This window comes from Pseudomonas sp. KBN10P06128, assembly GCF_037574945.1.
GTDB classification, from domain to species: domain Bacteria; phylum Pseudomonadota; class Gammaproteobacteria; order Pseudomonadales; family Pseudomonadaceae; genus Pseudomonas; species Pseudomonas aeruginosa.
In genome coordinates this window covers 3,574,888-3,595,752 of record NZ_JBBELR010000001.1, presented here as the reverse complement: position 1 = coordinate 3,595,752, position 20,865 = coordinate 3,574,888, and the positions used below count along the sequence as shown (strand labels likewise).

The window sequence follows — 20,865 nt, the reverse complement described above, 5'->3', positions numbered from 1 at the left end:
TCAACCCCTCTCGCCGGAAATCGCCACCGGCGGGAAGGGATACTTCTCGCCGCGGTCGGCCCAGTCCATGAAGTCGGCGCGGGCGCCGGGGAAACCGACCAGCTTCCAGCCCACCAGGCCGCGATTGCCGCCGTGCTGCGGATCGGAGAAGAAGCCTTCGTGGGTGTTTTGCAGCAACTGGCCGAAGAGCAGCTTGGCCGGCAGGTCCTGCAGGTCGATCTGGCCGGCTTCCAGGCGTTGCAGGATGTCGTCCTGCGCCGACGGCTCCAGCTCGGCGAACGGCTTGCCCTGGTTGGCCTTGCCCCAGCGTTCCAGGGCGGCGATGCCGACCCGGTAGATGTCGCGTGGCACCAGCTTCAACTGATGGCCGAACTCCGGCGCGGCGTCGGTGACGAACGGTCCCTGCATGTACCAGAGTGCGCCGTGCCCGTAGGGGGTTTCCATCTGTCGGTCGATGAACTCCGGCACCCCGGCCTCGATGGCGCCGGGGCCGTTGTCGTCGCTGGGGATCAGTCGCGCCACCGCGGCGTTGACGAAAGCCCATTCGGTGTTGGTGAAGAAGCGAGGCTGGTAGCGTTCGCGGGGTTTGTCCTGCTCGGCGGCGGGCGTCTGCATGGCATGGCCGACGCCATAGCCGGCCAGGGTCACCGCCGGGATCACGGTCAGGGTCTTGCGCAGGAAGTCGCGGCGGCCGTTGACGGCCTTGTCATCGGGCATGGTGGGGTCCTCTCTGGATCATCACGGTTTCGTCTTTCTGATAATGATTAGCAGGCTAATTATAAGTTCATGTGTCACGTTGAAAAAACGTTTCAGCAAGGATTCAGGCAGGCCAATACCGGCAAGTGAAGCAGAACGGCGCGCCGGGCGTCGGCCCGGCGCGGCCTTCAGGCGCCTCGCCGTCGCGCCCAGGCCGAAGGATTGACCAGGTTCAGCGGCCGCTCGCCGGCGAGGGCGGCCAGCAGGTTGTCTACCGCGCAGCGGGCCATGGCTTCGCGGGTTTCCTCGGTGGCCGAGCCGATGTGCGGGGTGGCCACCACGTTCGGCAGGCGCAGCAGCGGCGAGTCGGGAGACAGCGGCTCGCGCTCGAACACGTCGAGGCCGGCGGCGCGGATCCGCCGCTGGGCCAGGGCCTCGATCAGGGCCGCCTCGTCGATCACCCGGCCACGGGAGATGTTGATGAAGATCGCCTGTGGGCGCATCCGGGCGAACTGCGCGGCACCGATCAGGCCTTCGGTGGCGGCGGTCAGCGGCAGGGTCAGGCAGACGAAGTCGGATTCCTCGAGCAGCGCGTCGAGGGAGCGGTAGCTCGCTGCGTAGCGTTCTTCGACGTGGGGCTTCGGGCTATGGCTGTGGTACAGCACGCGCATGCCGAAGCCGTGGTGCCCGCGCCGGGCCAGGGCCTCGCCGATGCGGCCCATGCCGACGATACCGAGGGTCTTGCCATGCACGTCGGTACCGAACTGGGCGGCGCCGACGCTCTTCTTCCATTCCCCGGCGCGCACCCAGCCGGCCAGTTCCACTACCCGCCGGGCTGTCGCCAGGATCAGCGCGAAGCCGGTGTCGGCGGTGGTCTCGGTGAGCACGTCGGGGGTATTGCTGAGGAGGATGCCGCGGCGGTCGAGGTAGTCGATGTCATAGTTGTCGACGCCCACCGAGACGCTGGCGATGGCTTCCAGTCGCTGTGCCAGGTCGAGCAGTCCGGCCTCCAGGCGCAGGCTGGCGCCGAGCAGGCCGTGGGCCTCGGGCAGGGCGTCGCGCAAGCGGGCCAGGCCGTCGCGGCCGGGCTCCTCGACCAGGAGCACCTCGACCCGTTCGCGCAGGCGTTCCATCAGGGGCGCGGAGAGACGTTTGTAGAGAACCACTTTCTTCATCGGATGCTCCGGAGTCGGTCAGGGGTGGGCCGGCGCCGCCCGCCGCGAGGCGTGCGCGCGAGCGGCATCGGGCTCGCGCTTGTCGGCGTGTGGGTTGAGGAACACGGTGAGCAGCACCGACAGCAGCAGCGCTCCGCTCATGAACAGATAGGAAGCCCCGGGCCCGCCGGTGATGCCGTTCAGGTAGCCGACCAGCCAGGAGCCGGAGAACGAGCCCAGCGCGCCCATGCTGTTGATCAGCGCCATGGCGCCGCCGGCGACGTTGGCCGGGAGGACTTCCGGGACGATGGCGAAGAACGGTCCGTAGGGCGCGTACATGCAGGCCCCGGCCAGCACCAGCAGGGCGTAGGACAGCCAGAAGTGCTCGCTGCCGAGGGCATAGGAACCGTAGAAGGCGATGGACGCGATGAGCAGCGGCGGCCAGACGAAACGCTTGCGTTTCTGCAACCGGTCCGAGGCCCAGGACACCCCGAGCATGGCGATCACCGCCGCCAGGTAGGGCAGCGCCGACAGCCAGCCGGCTTCGATGATGTCGATGTTGGTGCCGTGCTTGAGGATCGACGGCAGCCAGAGGACGAAGCCGTAGACGCCGATGCTCCAGCAGAAATACTGCAGCGAGAGGACGATGACCTTTGGCGAACGGAACGCCTCGCGGTAGTTCTTCACCGGCTTGATGCCCTGCTGCTCGGCGGCCAGGGCGTCTTCCAGGGCGCGTTTTTCCGAGCCGCTCAGCCAGGCGGCCTGGCGCGGGCGGTCATCCACCAGGCGCCACCAGATGAAGGCCCAGATCACCGCCGGCAGGCCTTCGATGATGAACATCCAGCGCCAGCTGAAATGCTCCACCAGGTAGCCGGAGACCACCGACATCCAGAGGATGGTCACCGGGTTGCCGAGGATCAGGAAGGTATTCGCCCGCGAGCGCTCGGCGCGGGTGAACCAGTGGCAGAGGTAGACCAGCATCGCCGGCATCACCGCCGCCTCGACCACGCCGAGGAGGAATCGGATGCCGATCAGCAGGTAGACGTTGGCGACCATCCCGGTCAGGGTGGCCAGCCCGCCCCAGAGGATCAGGCTGACGAAGATCAGCTTCTTGACGCTGCGCTTTTCCGCGTAGATCGCCCCCGGCACCTGGAAGAAGAAGTAACCGAGGAAGAACAGCGCGCCCAGCAGCGAGGACAGCCCGGGGGTGATCCGCAGGTCGTCGGCCATCCCGGAGGCGGCGGCGAAGCCGTAGTTGGCGCGGTCCAGGTAGGCCAGGCTGTAGGTGACGAAAACGATCGGCATGATGTACCACCAGCGGCTGCTGGCGAGGCGAGGCATGGTCATGGTCGGGTATCTCCTGAGCTTGTCTTGTTCTTGTCGCAACAGGTGCCGCGTGGGCGGCGGGTTCAGGCGCTCCTGCGGCGCTCGCGGTCGAGCAGTTGGCTGCGTTTCGGCAGCCCCTCCATGTCGCCGCGGACCTGTACCGCGCGGCTGCCGATCCAGTTGCCGCGCGCCACCGCGTCGGGCAGCGGCAGGCCTTCCAGCAGCGCGCTGACCACCCCGACCGCGAAGCCGTCGCCGGCGCCCACGGTGTCCACCACGGTCGCCACCGGTACGCCGGGGACCAGCCCTTCGCCGTGGGCATCGCGATAGTAGGCGCCGCTCGGGCCGAGCTTGATCGCCACCGCGTCGACGCCCATGTCCAGGTAGAACGCGGCGATATCCGCGGGTTCCTGCCAGCCGCTGAGCAGGCGGCCTTCCTCCAGGCCCGGCAGGACCCAGTGGGCATGCGCGGCGAGGGCGTTGATCTCGGCGATCATGCGGCGCTCGCTGGGCCACAGCGAGGGCCGCAGGTTGGGGTCGAAGGACAGGCTGGCGCCCTTGCCGCGCATGCGCCGCATCAGTTCGTGGGACAGTTCGCAGGCACTCGCCGAGAGTGCCGGCGGAATGCCGGTGGCGTGCAGGTGGCGGGCGCCGAGCATTTCTTCGCGGATATGGGCGAGGCCCAGCCGGCTGGCCGCCGAGCCGCGGCGGAAGTACTCGACCCGCGGGTCGGCACCATCGACCTCGCGGGACTTCATCTGGAACCCGGTGGGCGCTTGCGCGTCGACCTCGACGAAGCGGCAGTCGAGACCCTCGCGGGTCAGGCTGTCGAGTACGAAACGGCCGAGCGAGTCGTCGCCGACCCGGCTCAGCCAGGCCACCGCGAAGCCGAGGCGGGCGAGGCCGATGGCGACGTTGCTGTCGGCGCCGGCGATGCGCTTGCCGAACTGCTCGACACGGTCCAGTTCGCCGGGCTGTTCAGCGACGAACATGGCCATGGTCTCGCCGAAGCAGAGGATCTCGAAGTCAGCCATGCTGGCGTTCCTCCTGGAGATGGCCGAGGCGGGCGAGGGCGGCGATGTGCCGGCGGCTGAGACTGAGCAGGTCGTCGCCCTGCAGCGGATATTCGATGGCCCGCGCCACGCCTTCCGGAAAATGCTGCAACAGACGCTGCCAGTACTGCAGGTCGGCGGCCGACGGCGGCACCGCGACCAGCTTGCCGTCGCGGTTGCGGATCACCGCCTTGCAGTGCACGTAGCCGACATAGCGGCCCAGGCGCAGGGCGGCATCGTCCACCGCCTGCTCCTGCCAGCGCCAGTTGCCGATGTCGAAGGTCATCGCCAGGTCCAGTTGCTGGCGCTCGGCGAGGCGGAAGAAGCGTTCCAGCACCTCGATCCGGCCGCCCTGGGGCGTCTGGTCGTTCTCCACCAGCAGTTGCAAGCCGTGGCGCGCCAGGCGCCGGGCGAGGGCGGCGAGGTCGGGCTGTTCCGGCAGATGACCGAGCGAGACCTTGAGCCAGCCGGCCCCGCAGGCTTCGGCGCGGCGGAGGGTCGGCTCCAGCTCGGGGTTCAACTGGCCGTCTTCGCGCCACAGCTCGAGGGGCGAGGAGAACACGCATTCCAGCCCCTGCAACTGGATGGCGGCGGTCAGCGCTTCGGTATCCGGCGGGCCGGCGAAGAGTTCCTCGCGCAGTTCCACGCGCTGCGCGCCGGCCATCCCCAGCAGGGGCAGGAAGCTGGCCTGGCCGCGACTGCGAACGAGGTCCGCGCCGTAGCTGGAAAGACTGATGGAGACAGGGTGAAGGGACATTGGCGATCCTCTGAAACCGGTTTCATTTCAGGCCGTGCGAAAGCCGCCGGCAACGCGCCGGCGGCAGGCCGCTAGCCGCGTGGATGGGTCGAGCCGCGAACGATCAGTTGCGCCGGGAAGGTCACCCGGCGCGCCGGCTCGCGGTCGCCTTCGAGTCGCGCCAGAAGGCGCTCGAAGGCGGTGCGGCCGATTTCGTCGGTGGGTTGGGCGAGGGCGGTGATGCCGCTGCCCACCAGTGGGTACCAGTCGAGTTCGTCCAAGGCCAGCAGGCCGACCTCATCGAACAGCCGGCAGCCGAGGTCGCGCAGTTGGCGGGTGGCGCAGAGGGTGGCGACGCCGTTGCAGGTGAACAGCGCCTTCGGCCCGGGGCCGCTGGCCGAAAGGAAGGCGCGCAGGCCGTCGCGGAAGAAGTCGTCGGTCTGCAGGACCTGGCCCTTGAGCGCCGGTCGCCGGCCGATGGAGGCATTGAAGGCCTGGACCCGCTCGATCCGCGAGCTGGTGCCGTCGAGCGGTTCGGTGACCAGCAGGATGTCGCGGAAGCCGCGTTGTTGAAGGTGGTCGAGGGCCTGTTCGACGGCGTCGGCGTTGTCCAGGCCGACCAGGTCGGTATCCAGCTCGGCCAACTGGCGGTCCACCAGCACCATCGGCAGTTCGCGGTGCAGGGCGCGCAGTTCGCCGGGATGGTGGCCGAGGGTGTTCACGATCAGTCCTTCGACGTTGTAGGACTGCAGGGCGGCCAGGTGATGACGTTCCTGCTCGTCGTCGCGGTCGGTATTGCACACCACCAGGCTGTAGCCGTGTTCGCGGCAGGCGGTTTCCACGCCATGCATGACGGCCACGGAGTAGGGGTTGAGGATGTCCGCCACCAGCATTCCGATCAGCCGTGTGCGCCCGCGCTTGAGGCCTCGGGCCATCTGGTTGGGGCGGTAGTCGAGCTGGTCGATGGCGCGCTCGATGCGCCGGGCGGTGGCATCGGCGAGCAACTGGCGGTCGCCGCCGATATAGCGCGACACGCTGGCCTTGGAGACGCCGGCGGCCTCGGCCACCTGGTTGATGGTGACGCGGCCACGGCTGGGCAGTACTGAACCATTCACGGACCTGGTACCTCTTGGTGCTGTTCTTATTGGTGTGTCCGGCTGGTCTTCGCCAGCGGATGCCAGGATCTGAAACCGGTTTCAGAAAATACCAGAAGGCCGATGCCCGTCAACGGAAAAAAACGCCTACCGAGGGGCGGTCAGGCATGACAGCCAGGAGGCTGTTCATGAAAAACGAATAATCGTTTCGCATGATGGCTTTCGATTATTAATGTCGAATGGAATTAATGTGCCATATCTCCATAAATAAAAAGGAAATTTGTCCAATACTTGAGAAACTACTTTAAGAGTGGTTTGTCGGTAGAAAGCGATCAATCAGGCGGGGCTCGCTGACATGAAAGCACCCGGCCGACCGTCTGAAGCAGTTCTCACTTATCGGAAAACGAAGGTGGCGCGCTGAAACTTATGCGCGCCTGGCGGTCTTTAACGACGACCTGACCGCCCGGTCGCGTCATCACGCTCACCGATCGTTGCGGGTCCTGTCGAATGCCGCCGTTCCGTCGCAGCAGGATTTTTTCGACAAGACCCGTCCGGACCCACTTCCCGGCTAAGGAATGACAGGATGAGCGCCGCCCTGGAGCGATTGAATCATCTGAACCTGAATCACTTGTATGCCTTCGTCGCCGTCGCCGAACACAACAGCTTCACCGCCGCGGCGGAGGCCCTGGGCTTGTCGAAATCGCTACTCAGCGAGCAGTTGCGACGCCTGGAGGCCGACCTCGGGATCCAGTTGCTGACCCGTACCACCCGTCGCATGACCCTTACCGATCGCGGCGAACTGCTGTTCGGCGTGGCCCAGCGCATGCTCGGCGAGCTGGACGGCGCGCTCTCCGATGTGCGCGACTTGCAGGGCGAGCCCAGTGGCCGGTTGCGCATCACCGCGCCGCAGGATTTCGTCAAATGGCACATCAGCAGCGTTTCCGCGGCGTTCATCCGGCAGTTTCCCAAGGTCCAGGTGGAAATGCTGGCCGATGACCAGTTCAGCGATCTGGTCGGCCAGCGCATCGACCTCGCGGTACGTATCGGCTGGCCGCGCGATTCCGGCCTGCATGCCAGCAAACTGTGCGACTTCCAGCAGGTTGCCGTGGCGACGCCGGGATACCTCGCCGGCCTGCCGCCGGTGCTCCAGCCCCACGACCTGGCGCGTTGCGAATGGATCGGCCATACCCGCCTGAGCACGCCCTGGACCTGGACCTTCGAACGCCAGCGCGAGCGCGCCACGGTGCAGACCCGAGGGCGCCTGCTGGCGAACAACACCCTGGCGGTGTACCGCCTGGTGCTCGACGGTGCCGGCGTCAGCGTGCTGCCGAGCTTCCTGGTGGCCCGCGAGATCGCCCGCGGACGGCTGGTCCGACTGCTGCCCGGTTGGCGCCTGCCGCAGGGCGGCATCTATGCCCTGTACCCCTCGGCGCGCTACATGCCGGTGCGGGTCAGGGCGTTCATCGAGTCGCTGCGCGAGCATCTCGGTCGCGAGCCGTTCCGCCTGGCGCAGAGCGAATGAGGCCGGGCATCCGTGCCTGGGCGGGAGGGCGAATAACGCCACCGGCGTTATCCGCCACCGACGTCATGGATAGGCGGCGGATAACCGCGAGCGGTTATTCGCCTTACGGCCCCAGGCTGCCCAGGTAGCCGGCGAGCGCCTGGATGTCGCTATCCTCCAGGCCGCCGGCGACCGCGCGCATGGTCGCGCTGTTGCCGCGCTTGCCGTCGCGGAAGCCGTGCAACTGGGTTGCCAGGTATTCCGCCCATTGCCCGGCAAGGCGCGGCGCCTTCAGCGCCGCCAGGCCCTGGGCGGCGGGCCCGTGGCAGGTGACGCAGGGGGGGACGCCGCGCTGCGCCAGGCCGTTCTCGAAGAGCTGGCGACCGCGTTCGCGTTGCGCCGGGTCGGCCAGGGTCTGCTCGCCGGCACTCATGCGCTGGGCGGCGAACCAGGCGGAGACGTTGACCACGTCCGCCGCGCTCAGCTCCTCGCCGCGACCGTTGGTGGCCGGGTTGCGCCGGCGCTGGGTCTTGAGGTCGTAGATCTGCTTGTACAGGTATTCCCGGTCGAGCCCGGCGAGCTTCGGGTAGCTGCGGTTCGGTCGTGGCCCGCCGTTGCCGTCGTCGTCGTGGCAGCGCGAGCACATCTTCTGTGCCATCGCCTTGCCGCGCGCCAGGTCGGCCGGCGCGTCCGGGCCCGGCACGGCGGCGGCCAGCGGCAGGGAAAGCAGGGCCGAGAGGCAGCCGGCCAGCCAGCGTTTACGCTCAGTCATGCTGCCAGGGCCCCCGTAGCCAGCCGTGGATGTCGTAGTCGGCCATGCAGCGCTGGACCATCGCCTCGCAGTAGGCCAGGTGCCCGCGACGGCTGGCCCAGGCCAGCGAGTCGAGGCGGATCTGCTCGGCATTGCCGGAATAATGGCTCTCATAGACCGCGTGGCGTGCGCCGAACTCGCTGCCGGTGGCGTCCCAGATCAGCTTGAACAGCTTCAGGCGCTGCTCCGGCTCCAGCTCGGCACCGCGGTAGTAGCTGTCCACCAGCCGCCGCGCCTCGCCGTCGCGCAGGTCGGCGGCGCCCGAGACGGTGACCAGCGGGGCGCCGCCGAGGGCGCTTTCCAGCAACTCGCGGACACGCTTCCAGATCTGCGGCACCTGGATGCGCAGGGCATTGGCGTACTCCAGGCGCGGCACCGCCGAACCGGCGGCGTTGCGCTCCGGGTCGCGGGCCATGGCGGTGGTCAGCGCCTGCAGCAGGTGCTGCAGGGCGATCAGCTCGCCGAGGGCCGCCTGTATCCCGCGGAAGCCCTGGGTGCCATTGGCGCGCACGCCGAGGGAAAGCAGGCCGATCATCAGTTCCAGCTTCACCCCGAGGCGGATGCCGGACTGGAAGTTGTACAGGTTGGCGAAGCCCGACTCGGCATAGAAGCCGGTGGCGCGGCGCAGGTCGCGGTAGACCAGGACGTCCTCCCAGGGAATCAGCGCCTTGTCGAACAGCAGCACGCTGTCGTTCTCGTCGAAACGACTGGACAGCGGGTAGTCGAAGGGACTGCTCGCGCGCTCCTCGTAGGATGGCCGGCACATCAGGCGCAGGCCGGGGTTGTCCATGCGGGCGAAGAACACAACGGCGAAGTCCTCGGCCTTGCCGGCCTCCATCTGCGCCGAGGCGACCGGGGCGACGAAGGTGGCGTTGGTGATGGCGCTGCCGGTGGCGAGCATCTTCGCCCCGCTGACGACGATGCCCTGGTCGGTCTCGCGTTCGACATGGACGAACACGTCGCGCATCTCGTGGATCGCCTTGCTGCGGTCCAGCGGCGGATTGATGATCGCGTGGTTGAGGAACAGCCCGCGGTCGGCGAAGGCGCGGTGCCAGGCGCAGGCGTTCTGCCGGTAGTCGCCGTAGAAGCCGGCGCCGGCCTCCAGCCCGGACATGAACGCCGCCTTGTAGTCCGGGGTACGCCCCATGAAGCCGTAGGTCATGCGCGACCAGCAGCCGATCGCCTCGCGCGCGCCGAGCAGGTCCTCGGCGTTCTGCGCGGGGGTGAAGAAGCGGTGGCTGCGGCGGCCTTGGGCATCGACCCGGGTGAGGACGTCGCGCTGCTCGCCGTGGAGGCCGTCGTAGAGCCCGGCGATGCTGCGGCAGGCGTTGCGGAACGCCCTGTGCCGGGTGACGTCGGCGACCCGTTCGCCGTTGAGGTAGACCTGGCGACCGTCGCGCAGGCTGTCGAGATAGTCGGCGCCGGTCATCAGCGCGTTGGGGACGGAATGGCTCATGCTGGTTCCTTGTCGGGACGCCGGCCGTGGCGCGCACGGCCGGCGGGGCGGTCAGTCGCGCTGCAGGTGCGGGTTGCGCAGCGCCGGCTCGGCGTGGATATGCACCCGCCGCAGGTGGCGCGGCGCGCGGTGGACGAAGGCCTCGCGACCGTGCAGCAGGGTCAGGTTGTCGGCGATCACCAGGTCGTCGCTGCGCCAGCGGTGGGCGTAGTGCGCCTGTGGGTGGTACAGGCAGCGGCGCAGGCTGGCGAGCAGTTCGCCGCGCTGTTCCGGGGCGATGCCGTCGTAGTGGAACTCGGAGGGGTTGATGAAGCTGGCGTCGCCCTCGACCGGCGGTTCGCAGAAACGCAGGATAGGGAATTCGCGGCGCGGGTGGCGCTCGACTATCGGCGCCGCCGAGCGGCTGCTGTAGTGCGCCGCGCTGCGCTGGTACCGGCCGCTGGCGCGGCGCCAGAGTTCCAGCTCGCTACTGTCGGCCAGTTGCAGCGCCGCCGGGGTCGAGCTGAAGGTGGTGCGGCCGCCGTCGCTGTCGCCGGGCGCGTCGACACAGTGGAACAGCTGGAATTCCGGCACCGTCTCCAGGTACATGCCGTCCCAGTGCAGCGGCACGTAGTTGTTGGCGAAGATGTGGTCCTCGGCGCCCTCCTGTTCCACCAGCTCGAGCACCGCGCCGAACGGCCACAGCATCACTTCGCCGAAGTCGTGGCAGTAGCGGGTCAGGCTCTCGGCATCGGCGAAGGCGGCGAAGCCGCGCAGGAGCAGCAGGTGGTGGCTGCGCGCCAGGCCCTTGAGCCACTGCGCCGGCAGCTCGCCGACGTGCATGCCGGGGCGGCCGGGCTCCAGCAGCAGGCCGAAGCGCGGCTGGTTGCCCTGTTCGTCGCGCAGCGGCGAGAGACGTACCGGTTGATCGCTGAGATAGGCGTTCATCGTCTGGCTCCTCGGGCTCAGGCCACGGCGGCGCGCCGGGCGGCCCTGGCCGGCAGGCGGTAGTGACTGGGCTGGCCGTTGATCTGCACCAGTTCGCCGCCGAGTTCCAGCACCTCGCTGCGCTTCATCAGCACGAAGCGGTCCTCGGTGTTCACCGCCACGCCGTGCCAGGGCGTCAGCCAGTCGTCGCGGGTCGGCATCATGTGGATGCCGAACTTCAGACTGTCCGCCGGCTGCGGATGGATGGACAGGCGGATCGCGCGGGGGAACTGGTCGGCCAGCAGCGCGCCCCAGGCCCAGCTGCGCTGGATCACCCCGTAGGCGCGCTCCTTGGCGTCGCGTTGCAGGGCGGTCTTCGAGCCCTGGTAGTCGGGGGTCAGGCCGTCCTCGTAGAGGAAGCGGGTGATGGCGCGGTACAGCAGCAGGCCTTCTTCGCTGGCCAGCAGGGTCTCGCGGATGCTTTCCAGCGGCTCGGCGTAGCCGTCGATCAGCAACTGGCGGAGCTGCTCGTGGTTGTCGCGCTGGGCCTCGAAGGCGCGTACGTCCTCCAGGTTGAACACGCCGATATGGGTGGCGCCGATCTCCTCGATCATCAGGCGCAAGGCATCCTGGTAGGCGCTGATGTGCGCATCGCCGATCCTCACCAGGTCGCCGAACACCCGGCCGTCGGAGCAGACGGTGATCTTCGCGCCCGGTGCATAGAACAGCTGGATGCGCTGGCACAGGTGGTTGAGGAACGACAGCGACAGGCGCTCGGCCATGTCCGGACGGCTGTCGAGGACCTTGCCGGGGTTCGGCGACTTGGCCGGAAACGCCGGCAGGACGAATTCGATGGGCTCGCCGGCTTCGATGAAGGCGGCGATGCGCGGCAACTGGACCTGTTCGATGCGGCGGATCTCGTCCGCTTCGCTGGCGCTCTGGCGATGCTCGGGGTAACGGCGGCGATAGAGCAACAGTTCTTTCAATACGCGTGCGGGAAGGGTGTCTTCGGCGATGGCGTACATGCAGGTGTTTCCTCCTTGTGGGCGGATGCCGGCGGGGCCGGCAGCGGAAGGCGACATCCTGTGGACTCGCCGCCGGGGGATAAACCGGGGAAGGCCGGAAACACTGTTCGCTGAAGCTTGACGATGGGCGCCGGGCACGGGCGGGCCGCCGGCGTTGTCGCGTATCGCGGGGAGGGCGGAAGGAAGCGGCCGCCGGCGGGCGGCCGCAGGGCGGTCAGTCGGCGTTCTCGCCGCACAGGTCGAGGGCGAACCAGCGTTGCGCTTCGTCGCGTCCGAGGCCGGCGCCGAGCAGGCCGAAGAGCTTGCCCAGGGCCGCCTCGCGGGTCATTCCGCCAGCCGAGAGCAGGCCGGCGTCGCGCAGGCGGCTGCCGGCGGCGTAGACGCCGAACTCGACCTGGCCGTAGGCGCACTGGCTGACCGCGGCGAGCAGCACGCCGCGGGCGTGGGCTTCGCGCAGGGTCGCCAGCAGCTCCTCGTCGTCGGACGGGCCGGTGCCGCTGCCATAGCATTCCAGCAGCAGCGCTTCCACGCCGCTGTCGAGCAGCCCGCGCAGGTGCGCGGCGCGCAGCCCTGGATAGAGCGGCAGCACGGCGAGGTTCACTTCCCGGCGCGGCTGGCGGTAGCCGAGCGCCGCAGGCACCGGCGCAGGCTCGGCGTGGCGCGGTCGCGGCAGTTCGGCGAAGGCGTCGAACGCGTCGCTGCGCAGCTTGCTGACTCGCGCGCCGTGCAGCAGGGCATCGTTGAAATAGACCTGTACGCCGCGCGCGTGGCCCTCCTGGAGGACGCGCAGGGCGCCGACCAGGTTGTCCCAAGCATCGCTGCCCGGCGCGCCGGCCGGCAGCATGGAGCCGGTCAGCAGCACCGGGATCGGCAGGTCGAGGAGCAGGAAGGACAGCGCCGCGGCGCTGTAGGCCAGGGTGTCGGTGCCGTGCAGGAGCAGCACGCCGTCGTGGCCGGCGTCGAGCGCGGCGACGATGGCGTCGCGCATCGCCAGCCAGTTGCCCTGGGTCATGTTGGCGCTGTCCAGCGGCGGTTGCAGTTCGGCGAAGCGCCAGCGCAGGTCCGGGGCGTCGCCGAGGCTTTGCAGGTGGTCGCGCATGCGCGCTTCGAAGCCGCCGGCCGGGGCCAGGCCCTGCGGGGTCTGCAACATGCCGATGGTGCCGCCGGTGTAGAGCACGAAGAGGTTCTTGACTGGGAGCATCCGTAATCCTTGTGTCGGGCCTTTTCGCGACGGACGTGCGAAGAGGGGACGCCATTGTGGCGCAGGCGCCGCTCCAGGGGGAGGGCGCCTGCGCGAAACTCAGCGAGTGCCGCTCGGCAGCGGCTCGGCGTCCGCCTGCGCCGGGGGCTCGGCGTGCTGGCCGGCGGGCCAGGCTTCGCGGTCCAGGTCGAGGTCGGCGAACTGCGCCGAGTCGAACACCGGCTGCTTGATCCCGGCGCGGCGCTGCACGTCGTAGTCGCGCATCACCCGCAGGCCGACCTTGAACAGCAGAGCCAGGGCCATCAGGTTGACGAAGGCCAGGCAGGTCATGGTGATGTCGGCGAAGGCGAACACGGTGGACAGGTCCTGCACCGAGCCCCAGACCACCAGGGCCAGCACCAGCGCGCGGTAGCCGATCAGCACCAGGCGGTTGCGGCTGAGGAACTGCAGGCTGTTCTCGCCCAGGTAGAAGTTGTAGAGGATGCAGGTGAAGACGAACAGCGACAGGGCCACGCTGACGAACACCCGGCCCCAGTCGCCGACCACCGCGGCCAGGGAGTTCTGGGTGAGGACGATGCCGTCGCCTTCGAAGCCCGGGGTGTAGAAGCCCGAGAGCAGGATCAGCAGGGCGGTGCAGGTGCAGATCACGAAGGTGTCGAGGAACACGCTGAAGGCCTGGACCACGCCCTGCGCCGCCGGATGGCGCACGGCGGCGACCGCGGCGACGTTCGGCGCGCTGCCCAGGCCGGCCTCGTTGGCGAAGACGCCGCGCTTGACGCCCATCACGATGGCGCTGCCGAGTAGGCCGCCGAACGCCGGGTCGAGGCCGAAGGCGCTCTTGACGATGGTTTCCAGCATTGCCGGGACGTGCTCGATCTGGCTGGCGATGACGTACAGGGTGACACCGATGTAGGCCAGGGTCTTGATCGGCACCAGCAGGTCGGAGACCGCGGCGATGCGCTTGATGCCGCCGATGAAGACCACGCCGAGCAGCACCGCCAGGGCGATCCCGGTGTGCTGCGGGGCGAAGCCGAAGGCGTTCTGCAGCGAATGGGTGACGGTGTAGGACTGCAGGCCGTTGAAGGCGAAGCCGTAGGTCACCAGCAGGAGTACCGCGAAGACCACCGCCATCGAGCGCAGCTTCAGGCCGTGCTGGATGTAGTAGGACGGGCCGCCGCGATACAGGCCGTCGCCGTCGCTGCGCTTGTAGACCTGGGCCAGGGTGCATTCGAAGAAGCTGCTGGACATGCCGACCAGCGCGGTGACCCACATCCAGAACACCGCCCCCGGACCGCCGAGGGTCACGGCGATGCCGACCCCGGCGATGTTGCCGGCGCCGACCCGGCCGGCGAGGCTCAGCATCAGGGCCTGGAAGGAACTGAGCTGGCCGGCCTGGCCGCGCAGTGATTCCCTGAACACGCCGAACATGTGGCCGAAGTGGCGGAACTGGACGAAGCGCGAACGGATCGTGAAGTAGGCGCCCAGGCCGACGATCAGGACGATGAGGACTTTTCCGGAAAGGAAATCGTTGAGCATTTCAAGCATGGAGGTCTACCTCGGTTCTTATTCTGGTGTCGGCGTGCGCTGCGGCAGCGCCTTGGTGCGCGGCGCATGGTTGGCCATGACGCACCCGGTTACAATTTCGCGGGTTGCTCCTGCTTGATGCGACCTGATGCTAGAATCGCGTCCATAGCATCACTTTCGGAGCCGCCGATGTCCGAGCACCTGGGCGCCAATCTCAAGCTGCTTTGCAGCCATTACCGCTCGATTTCCGAGGTTTGCCGGCAATTGGCGATCAATCGCGCGCAGTTCAACAAGTACCTCAGCGGCCAGAGCCAGCCGACGCCCTACAACCGCAAGCGGATCGGCGACTTCTTCGGCGTCGAGGACTACGAGCTGGGCTTGCCGCCCGAACAGTTCGCCCGCCTGATCGGCGCCCGTGCCAGCGCCCAGCCGCGCCAGTCCAGCAACGACCCGCTGTTGCGGCTGCTGCAACCGCTGCGCGCCGAGGCCGGCGACCTGGGCCGCTACTGCGGCTACTACTTCGAATATGCCAACTGCATGTCGGTGCCAGGCAGCATCCTGCTCTCCCTGGTGCATCTCTACGAGGAGGACGGCGTGTTCCTCTTCGAGCGCCAGGAACGCCAGGAGCGCACCAGCAGTACCGACGTGCAGGCAGAGGAGTGGGCGCGTTGCCGTTATCTCGGCGCGGCCTTCCAGTTGCAGGACCGGGTGTTCCTGATCGACTACGAGTCGCTGACCCTCAACGAGATGAGCCAGACCATCCTCATTCCCAGTTTCAAGAGCCGTATCACCCGCCTGAACGGCCTGAAGATGGGCGTTTCCAGCGGTGACCGGCGGACCCCGGCATGCAGCCGGGTGGTCTGGGAGTACCTCGGTGCGGAAATCAACCGGATCAACGCCTACCGCCAGGTGCGCCTGTACCGCCCGGACGATCCGCGGATCGACGAGGATATTCGCCAGCGCCTGGCGGCGGGGAGCTTGCGGCATGGGTTGCTGGAGACGGAGTGAGGGGCGGGGGATCGCGCAGGGCGGTGAGACCTGCTGACGACCCGGTTCGCGGCCACGAAAAAAGCCCCCTTGCCCGACGGGCAAGGGGGTAATGTGCGCCGGTGGTTGGCCGGCTACCGAGGTTCGTGGGAGTCAGATGTGCAGGGCGTGTCCCAGCGCGCGCAGGGCGGCTTCCTGGACCGCTTCGCCGAGGGTCGGATGGGCGTGGATGGTGCCGGCGATGTCTTCCAGGCGGGCGCCCATCTCCAGCGACTGGGCGAAGGCCGTGGACAGTTCCGAGACCGCCTTGCCCACCGCCTGCCAGCCGACGACCAGGTGGTTGTCGCGACGCGCCACCACGCGGACGAAGCCTTCGTTGGCCTCCAGGGTCATGGCGCGGCCGTTGGCGGCGAACGGGAAGCTCGCCACCAGGCAGTCCAGGCCGGCATCCTTCGCCTGCTCCGGGGACAACCCGGCGACCACCACTTCCGGATCGGTGAAGCACACCGCGGGGATCGCCACCGGGGCGAACTGGCGACGCTTGCCGGCGATCAGCTCGGCGACCATCTCGCCCTGGGCCATGGCCCGGTGCGCGAGCATCGGCTCGCCGGCGAGATCGCCGATGGCCCAGACATTGCGCATCGAGGTGCGGCACTGGTCGTCGACCTTCACCGCCCGGCCGTTCATGTCCAGGCCCAGGCTTTCCAGGTTCCAGCCTTCGCTGCGCGGCTTGCGGCCGACCGCCACCAGTACCTGGTCGGCGACGATCTCGCGCTCCTCGCCGGCGCCGTCGCGGACCCGCACGCCGTTCTCGCTCGGGCCCAGCAGGCTGTGCCCGAGGTACAGCTCGACGCCCAGCTTGCGCAAGGCCTGGGCCACCGGCTTGGTCAGTTCTTCGTCGTAGCCCGGCAGGATGCGCGGTTGTGCTTCCACCACCCCCACCTCGACGCCGAGCTTGCGGTAGGCGGTGCCCAGCTCCAGGCCGATGTAGCCGCCGCCGACCACCACCAGGCGCTTGGGCAGGCTGCCGGGCGCCAGCGCCTCGGTGGAGGAGATCACCTTGCCGCCCAGCGGCAGGATCGGTAGCTCGACGCTCTGCGAGCCGGCGGCCAGCAGCAGGTGCTCGCACTCGATGCGCTGGCTGCCGCCGCCGGCGAGTTCGACCGCCACGCTTTTGCCGTCGAGGATCCTCGCCCAGCCCTGGACGACATCGACCCCGTGTTTCTTCAGCAGCGCGGCGACGCCGCTGGTGAGGCGGTCGACGATGGCGTCCTTCCATTCCACGGTGCGGGCGATGTCGATGCTCGGCGCCTGTACCTGGATGCCCAGCGCCGACCGGCCGGCATAGTGGCGGGCCTTGAGGTATTCCTCTGCGGCGTGGATCAGCGCCTTCGACGGGATGCAGCCGACGTTCAGGCAGGTGCCGCCGAGGGCGGCGCCCTCCACCAGTACGGTGGGAATGCCCAGTTGCCCGGCACGGATCGCCGCGACGTAGCCGCCGGGACCGCCGCCGACGATCAGCAGGGAAGTCTTCAGGATCTGGCTCATCGCTTACTCCAGGAACAGGGTGGCGGGATGTTCGAGCAGGCCGCGCACGGCCTGGATGAAGGCCGCCGCGTCCATCCCGTCGACCACCCGGTGGTCGAAGGAGGAGGAGAGGTTCATCATCTTGCGCACGACGATGTTGCCGCCGACCACCATCGGTCGCTCGACGATGCGGTTGACGCCGACGATGGCCACCTCCGGATGGTTGATCACCGGTGTGCTGACGATCCCGCCGAGCGCGCCGAGGCTGCTCAGGGTGATGGTCGAGCCGGACAGCTCCTGGCGTTGCGCCTTGCCGCTGCGCGCGGCTTCGGCCAGGCGCGCCACTTCGCTGGCGTTGCCCCAGAGGTCGCGCGATTCGGCGTGGCGCAGCACCGGCACCATCAGGCCGTTGTCGCTCTGGGTGGCGATGCCGACGTGCACCGCGCCGTAGCGGGTGACTACCTCGGCCTCGTCGTCGTAGCGCGCGTTCAATTGCGGGAAGTCGCGCAGCGCCACGACCATGGCGCGGACCAGGAACGGCAGCAGGGTCAGCTTGCCGCGCTGGCCGCCCCATTTCTGGTTGAGATGGGCGCGCAGGGCTTCCAGGTCGGTGACGTCGATTTCCTCGACATAGCTGAAATGCGGGATGCGTCGCTTGGCGTCCTGCATCTTCTGGGCGATCTTGCGACGCAGGCCGATCACCGGCACCGCCTGCTCGTCGTGTCGCTCGGCATACCCTTGCGCGGCGCCGCCGCTGCGCGTGACGCTGCCATCCTGGGTCAGGTAGGCATCGAGGTCCTCGTGGAGGACGCGTCCGGCGGGACCGCTGCCTTGCACGAACTGCAACTCGATGCCCAGGTCGCGGGCGCGCTGGCGCACCGCGGGGGAGGCCAGCGGGCGTTCGCCGGGCTGGCGCCGCTGCCGTGGCGCCTCGCTGTCGCGCAAGGCGCGCGGCGCTTCGGCGGCGGCTTTCGGCGGCGCGACCGGGGTCTCCTTGGGTTTCTCCGGGGCGGCTGCGACGGGCGCGGCCGGCGTCGCCGCGGCCGGACTCTCGGCGAGGTTGCCGGCGCCTTCCACCTCCAGGCGGATCAGTTCGCCGCCCACCGCCATCACCTGGCCCGGCTGGCCGCCGAGGGCGAGGATGCGTCCGGCCACCGGCGAGGGAATCTCCACCGTGGCCTTGTCGGTCATCACCTCGGCGAGAACCTGGTCTTCATTGACCGAATCGCCGACCTGGACATGCCACTCCACCAGTTCGACCTCGGCGATGCCTTCCCCGATGTCCGGCATCTTGATCACATGGGTACCCATTCAGACCTCCATCACACGCTTGAATGCCGCGCCGACGCGCGCGGGGCCGGGGAAATACGCCCACTCCTGGGCATGCGGGTAGGGGGTGTCCCAACCGGTGACGCGCTCGATCGGCGCCTCCAGGTGGTGGAAGCAGTGCTCCTGCACCAGCGACATCAGCTCGGCGCCGAACCCGCAGGTGCGGGTCGCCTCGTGGGCGATGACGCAGCGGCCGGTCTTCTTCACCGAGGCGACGATGGTTTCCAGGTCCAGCGGCCAGAGGCTGCGCAGGTCGATGATCTCGGCGTCCAGGCCGGTCTCGTCGGCCGCGGCCTGGGCCACGTAGACCATGGTGCCGTAGGTCAGCACGGTCAGCGCTGCGCCGGGGCGGACGATCGCCGCCTTGTCCAGCGGCACCTTGTAGTAGCCGTCCGGCACCTGGCTGGCCGGATGCTTGGACCAGGGCGTCACCGGGCGGTCGTGGTGGCCATCGAACGGGCCGTTGTAGAGGCGCTTGGGCTCGAGGAAGATCACCGGGTCGTCGTTCTCGATGCAGGCGATCAGCAGGCCCTTGGCGTCGTAGGGGTTGGACGGCATCACCGTGCGCAGGCCGCAGACCTGGGTGAACATCGCCTCCGGGCTCTGGCTGTGCGTTTGCCCGCCGTAGATGCCGCCGCCACAGGGCATGCGTACGGTCATCGGCACGATGAAGTCGCCGGCCGAGCGATAGCGCAGGCGCGCCGCCTCGGAGATCAACTGGTCGGAGGCCGGGTAGACGTAGTCGGCGAACTGGATCTCCACCACCGGGCGCAGGCCGTAGGCGCCCATGCCGACCGCGGCGCCGATGATGCCGCTCTCGGAGATCGGCGCATCGAACACCCGCGAGGTGCCGTATTTCTTCTGCAGGCCTTCGGTGCAGCGGAACACGCCGCCGAAGTAGCCGACGTCCTGGCCGAATACCACCACGTCGTCGTCGCGCTCGAGCATGATGTCCATCGCCGAGCGCAGCGCCTGGATCATGGTCATGCTGGTGACCGTCTGGGCGTTCTCGTGTTGCGGGTTCATGGCATTCATACCCCGAGCTCCTGGCGTTGCCGGCGCAGGTGCTCCGGCAGTTCTGCATAGACGTCCTCGAACATGCTGGCGGCGCTCGGCACCCGGCCGTCGATCAGGGTGCCGTGGCTCTCCGCCTGTTTCTGCGCGGCCAGCACTTCGGCTTCGAGGGCCTTGTGGGTGGCTTCGTGCTGTTCCTCCGACCAGATGCCGAGTCCGATCATGTGCCGCTTCAGGCGGGCGATCGGGTCGCCCAGCGGGAAGTTGGTCCAGTCGTCGGCGGGGCGGTACTTGGACGGGTCGTCCGAAGTCGAGTGCGGGCCGGCGCGGTAGGTGACCCATTCGATCAGGCTCGGCCCGAGGTTGCGCCGGGCGCGCTCGGCGGCCCACTCGGAGGCGGCGTAGACCGCCAGGAAGTCATTGCCGTCGACCCGCAGCGAGGCGATCCCGCAGCCCACGCCACGGTTGGCGAAGGTGGTGCCTTCGCCGCCGGCGATGGCCTGGAAGGTGGAGATCGCCCACTGGTTGTTGACCACGTTGAGGATTACCGGCGCGCGGTAGACATGGGCGAAGGTGAGGGCGGTGTGGAAGTCCGACTCGGCGGTGGCGCCGTCGCCGATCCAGGCCGAGGCGATGCGCGTGTCGCCCTTGATCGCCGAGGCCATGCCCCAGCCGACCGCCTGGATGAACTGGGTGGCGAGGTTGCCGGAGATGGAGAAGAAACCGGCCTCCTTGCTCGAGTACATGATCGGCAGCTGGCGGCCCTTGAGCGGGTCGGCCTCGTTGGAGAGAAGCTGGCAGATCATGTCCACCAGCGGGTATTCGCGGGTGATCAGGATGCCTTGCTGGCGATAGGTCGGAAAGCACATGTCGCCGTCGCGCAGGGCCAGGGTGTGGGCGGTGGCGATGGCTTCCTCGCCGAGGCATTGCATATAGAAGGAAAGCTTTTTCTGCCGTTGCGCGGTGAGCATGCGCGCGTCGAACAGGCGGGTCTTGAGCATCGCCCGCATGCCGCGCAGCAGTTGTTCGTTGCTGAGCTGCGGGTTCCAGGGACCGACGGCGTGGCCGTCGTCGTCGAGCACGCGTACCAGGCTGTAGGCCAGGTCGCTGGTCGCGGCGGGCTCGACATCCACCGGCGGCTTGCGTGCCTCGCCGGCGGGGGACAGGTGCAGATAGGAAAAGTCGGTCTTGCAGCCAGGACGCCCGGTGGGCTCCGGGACATGCAGACGCAACGGCTCGTAATCACTCATGACAGGCCTCCGGCCCGGTCCGGGCCAAACGGTTGGAGAGATTAGAAACGGGCGAACGGCGCTCGAAGCGGCGGACTGGGCGGATGGCGGGTTCCCGTCCTGTGGGTGGGGGCGGGTTGCAGGCATGCCGGGGTACGGCAGGCGCGGTCGTACTGGGTGACGTCACTCATGGTGAGGCCCTCGGGTTTTGTTTTTGTAATTTCAGTATAGGCTTCGGGTGCTAGTTTTTTGCTCCAAATTGACTAAGGTATTCCGACAGTATTGGGTTGTTTGAAC

General features: G+C 68.3%; 18 protein-coding genes. 2 read left to right on the top strand and 16 right to left on the bottom strand.

Annotation, left to right across the window (positions count from 1 at the left end; genetic code table 11):
- The 6 genes from VQ065_RS17015 to ptxS form a co-directional block, all read right to left on the bottom strand.
- Positions 1 to 717 carry a gluconate 2-dehydrogenase subunit 3 family protein gene (locus tag VQ065_RS17015; protein ID WP_003089278.1) on the bottom strand — a complete coding sequence of 239 codons (717 nt, stop codon included), beginning with the start codon at positions 715 to 717 and terminating at the stop codon, positions 1 to 3.
- A 167-nt stretch (positions 718 to 884) separates the two neighbouring features.
- Entirely contained in the window at positions 885 to 1,871 is a 987-nt protein-coding gene (locus VQ065_RS17010) for a 2-hydroxyacid dehydrogenase (protein ID WP_003089276.1), read from the bottom strand.
- Positions 1,872 to 1,889: 18 nt separating this feature from the next.
- Positions 1,890 to 3,197 (bottom strand): MFS transporter, encoded by a 1,308-nt coding sequence (locus VQ065_RS17005; RefSeq protein WP_003089275.1) that lies wholly within the window; start codon positions 3,195 to 3,197, stop codon positions 1,890 to 1,892.
- 62 nt (positions 3,198 to 3,259) lie between these two features.
- Positions 3,260 to 4,210: a sugar kinase gene (locus VQ065_RS17000; protein ID WP_003089272.1), complete on the bottom strand. Its 951-nt coding sequence runs from the start codon at positions 4,208 to 4,210 to the stop codon at positions 3,260 to 3,262.
- Positions 4,203 to 4,985 (bottom strand): TIM barrel protein, encoded by a 783-nt coding sequence (locus VQ065_RS16995; RefSeq protein ID WP_003089270.1) that lies wholly within the window; start codon positions 4,983 to 4,985, stop codon positions 4,203 to 4,205. Before VQ065_RS16995 ends, VQ065_RS17000 begins: the two co-directional genes overlap by 8 nt.
- Before the next feature lie 71 nt (positions 4,986 to 5,056).
- Positions 5,057 to 6,079 (bottom strand): transcriptional regulator PtxS, encoded by a 1,023-nt coding sequence (gene ptxS / locus VQ065_RS16990; RefSeq protein WP_003089268.1) that lies wholly within the window; start codon positions 6,077 to 6,079, stop codon positions 5,057 to 5,059.
- Between the two features lie 562 nt (positions 6,080 to 6,641).
- Here ptxS and ptxR point away from each other — a divergent pair.
- Complete coding sequence (gene ptxR / locus VQ065_RS16985) at positions 6,642 to 7,580, top strand: HTH-type transcriptional regulator PtxR (RefSeq protein WP_003089264.1); 939 nt, start codon at positions 6,642 to 6,644, stop codon at positions 7,578 to 7,580.
- A gap of 103 nt (positions 7,581 to 7,683) precedes the next feature.
- On the opposite strand, the gene pvcD is transcribed toward ptxR, so the two are convergent.
- The 6 genes from pvcD to VQ065_RS16955 form a co-directional block, all read right to left on the bottom strand.
- Positions 7,684 to 8,331 (bottom strand): paerucumarin biosynthesis heme-binding protein PvcD, encoded by a 648-nt coding sequence (pvcD, locus tag VQ065_RS16980; protein ID WP_003089261.1) that lies wholly within the window; start codon positions 8,329 to 8,331, stop codon positions 7,684 to 7,686.
- Positions 8,324 to 9,826 carry a paerucumarin biosynthesis protein PvcC gene (gene pvcC / locus VQ065_RS16975; RefSeq protein ID WP_003089259.1) on the bottom strand — a complete coding sequence of 501 codons (1,503 nt, stop codon included), beginning with the start codon at positions 9,824 to 9,826 and terminating at the stop codon, positions 8,324 to 8,326. Before pvcC ends, pvcD begins: the two co-directional genes overlap by 8 nt.
- A gap of 51 nt (positions 9,827 to 9,877) precedes the next feature.
- The gene (gene pvcB / locus VQ065_RS16970; protein WP_003089257.1) at positions 9,878 to 10,753 is read right to left on the bottom strand and encodes a paerucumarin biosynthesis oxygenase PvcB; all 876 of its coding nucleotides are present in this window, start codon (positions 10,751 to 10,753) and stop codon (positions 9,878 to 9,880) included.
- Positions 10,754 to 10,770: 17 nt separating this feature from the next.
- Positions 10,771 to 11,757: a paerucumarin biosynthesis protein PvcA gene (gene pvcA, locus VQ065_RS16965; RefSeq protein WP_003089256.1), complete on the bottom strand. Its 987-nt coding sequence runs from the start codon at positions 11,755 to 11,757 to the stop codon at positions 10,771 to 10,773.
- A gap of 214 nt (positions 11,758 to 11,971) precedes the next feature.
- Complete coding sequence (locus VQ065_RS16960) at positions 11,972 to 12,958, bottom strand: asparaginase (protein ID WP_003131823.1); 987 nt, start codon at positions 12,956 to 12,958, stop codon at positions 11,972 to 11,974.
- 99 nt (positions 12,959 to 13,057) lie between these two features.
- Entirely contained in the window at positions 13,058 to 14,503 is a 1,446-nt protein-coding gene (locus VQ065_RS16955) for an alanine/glycine:cation symporter family protein (RefSeq protein WP_003089254.1), read from the bottom strand.
- 168 nt (positions 14,504 to 14,671) lie between these two features.
- On the opposite strand from VQ065_RS16955, the gene VQ065_RS16950 reads away from it, so the two are divergent.
- Entirely contained in the window at positions 14,672 to 15,490 is an 819-nt protein-coding gene (locus tag VQ065_RS16950; protein ID WP_003089253.1) for a transcriptional regulator, read from the top strand.
- A gap of 132 nt (positions 15,491 to 15,622) precedes the next feature.
- On the opposite strand, the gene lpdA is transcribed toward VQ065_RS16950, so the two are convergent.
- The 4 genes from lpdA to VQ065_RS16930 are packed head-to-tail and all read right to left on the bottom strand — an operon-like array spanning position 15,623 to position 20,589.
- Positions 15,623 to 17,017, bottom strand: a complete 1,395-nt coding sequence (gene lpdA, locus VQ065_RS16945; protein ID WP_003089252.1) for a dihydrolipoyl dehydrogenase — start codon at positions 17,015 to 17,017, stop codon at positions 15,623 to 15,625.
- Positions 17,018 to 17,020: 3 nt separating this feature from the next.
- A complete protein-coding gene (locus VQ065_RS16940; protein ID WP_014603816.1) occupies positions 17,021 to 18,307 on the bottom strand; it encodes a dihydrolipoamide acetyltransferase family protein in 1,287 nt (428 codons plus the stop codon).
- The gene (locus VQ065_RS16935; RefSeq protein WP_003089248.1) at positions 18,308 to 19,360 is read right to left on the bottom strand and encodes an alpha-ketoacid dehydrogenase subunit beta; all 1,053 of its coding nucleotides are present in this window, start codon (positions 19,358 to 19,360) and stop codon (positions 18,308 to 18,310) included.
- On the bottom strand, positions 19,357 to 20,589 hold the full coding sequence (locus VQ065_RS16930) for a 3-methyl-2-oxobutanoate dehydrogenase (2-methylpropanoyl-transferring) subunit alpha (protein WP_003089247.1): 1,233 nt from the start codon (positions 20,587 to 20,589) through the stop codon (positions 19,357 to 19,359). Before VQ065_RS16930 ends, VQ065_RS16935 begins: the two co-directional genes overlap by 4 nt.
- Positions 20,590 to 20,865 lie beyond the last annotated feature (276 nt).

What these genes read in the sequence shown, in the direction of transcription:
- VQ065_RS17015 (WP_003089278.1), bottom strand. Translation starts at nt 717, where the DNA reads ATGCCCGATGACAAGGCCGTCAACGGCCGCCGCGACTTCCTGCGCAAG.
- VQ065_RS17010 (WP_003089276.1), bottom strand. Translation starts at nt 1,871, where the DNA reads ATGAAGAAAGTGGTTCTCTACAAACGTCTCTCCGCGCCCCTGATGGAA.
- VQ065_RS17005 (WP_003089275.1), bottom strand. Translation starts at nt 3,197, where the DNA reads ATGACCATGCCTCGCCTCGCCAGCAGCCGCTGGTGGTACATCATGCCG.
- VQ065_RS17000 (WP_003089272.1), bottom strand. Translation starts at nt 4,210, where the DNA reads ATGGCTGACTTCGAGATCCTCTGCTTCGGCGAGACCATGGCCATGTTC.
- VQ065_RS16995 (WP_003089270.1), bottom strand. Translation starts at nt 4,985, where the DNA reads ATGTCCCTTCACCCTGTCTCCATCAGTCTTTCCAGCTACGGCGCGGAC.
- ptxR (WP_003089264.1), top strand. Translation starts at nt 6,642, where the DNA reads ATGAGCGCCGCCCTGGAGCGATTGAATCATCTGAACCTGAATCACTTG.
- pvcD (WP_003089261.1), bottom strand. Translation starts at nt 8,331, where the DNA reads ATGACTGAGCGTAAACGCTGGCTGGCCGGCTGCCTCTCGGCCCTGCTT.
- pvcC (WP_003089259.1), bottom strand. Translation starts at nt 9,826, where the DNA reads ATGAGCCATTCCGTCCCCAACGCGCTGATGACCGGCGCCGACTATCTC.
- pvcB (WP_003089257.1), bottom strand. Translation starts at nt 10,753, where the DNA reads ATGAACGCCTATCTCAGCGATCAACCGGTACGTCTCTCGCCGCTGCGC.
- pvcA (WP_003089256.1), bottom strand. Translation starts at nt 11,757, where the DNA reads ATGTACGCCATCGCCGAAGACACCCTTCCCGCACGCGTATTGAAAGAA.
- VQ065_RS16960 (WP_003131823.1), bottom strand. Translation starts at nt 12,958, where the DNA reads ATGCTCCCAGTCAAGAACCTCTTCGTGCTCTACACCGGCGGCACCATC.
- VQ065_RS16955 (WP_003089254.1), bottom strand. Translation starts at nt 14,503, where the DNA reads ATGCTTGAAATGCTCAACGATTTCCTTTCCGGAAAAGTCCTCATCGTC.
- VQ065_RS16950 (WP_003089253.1), top strand. Translation starts at nt 14,672, where the DNA reads ATGTCCGAGCACCTGGGCGCCAATCTCAAGCTGCTTTGCAGCCATTAC.
- lpdA (WP_003089252.1), bottom strand. Translation starts at nt 17,017, where the DNA reads ATGAGCCAGATCCTGAAGACTTCCCTGCTGATCGTCGGCGGCGGTCCC.
- VQ065_RS16940 (WP_014603816.1), bottom strand. Translation starts at nt 18,307, where the DNA reads ATGGGTACCCATGTGATCAAGATGCCGGACATCGGGGAAGGCATCGCC.
- VQ065_RS16935 (WP_003089248.1), bottom strand. Translation starts at nt 19,360, where the DNA reads ATGAATGCCATGAACCCGCAACACGAGAACGCCCAGACGGTCACCAGC.
- VQ065_RS16930 (WP_003089247.1), bottom strand. Translation starts at nt 20,589, where the DNA reads ATGAGTGATTACGAGCCGTTGCGTCTGCATGTCCCGGAGCCCACCGGG.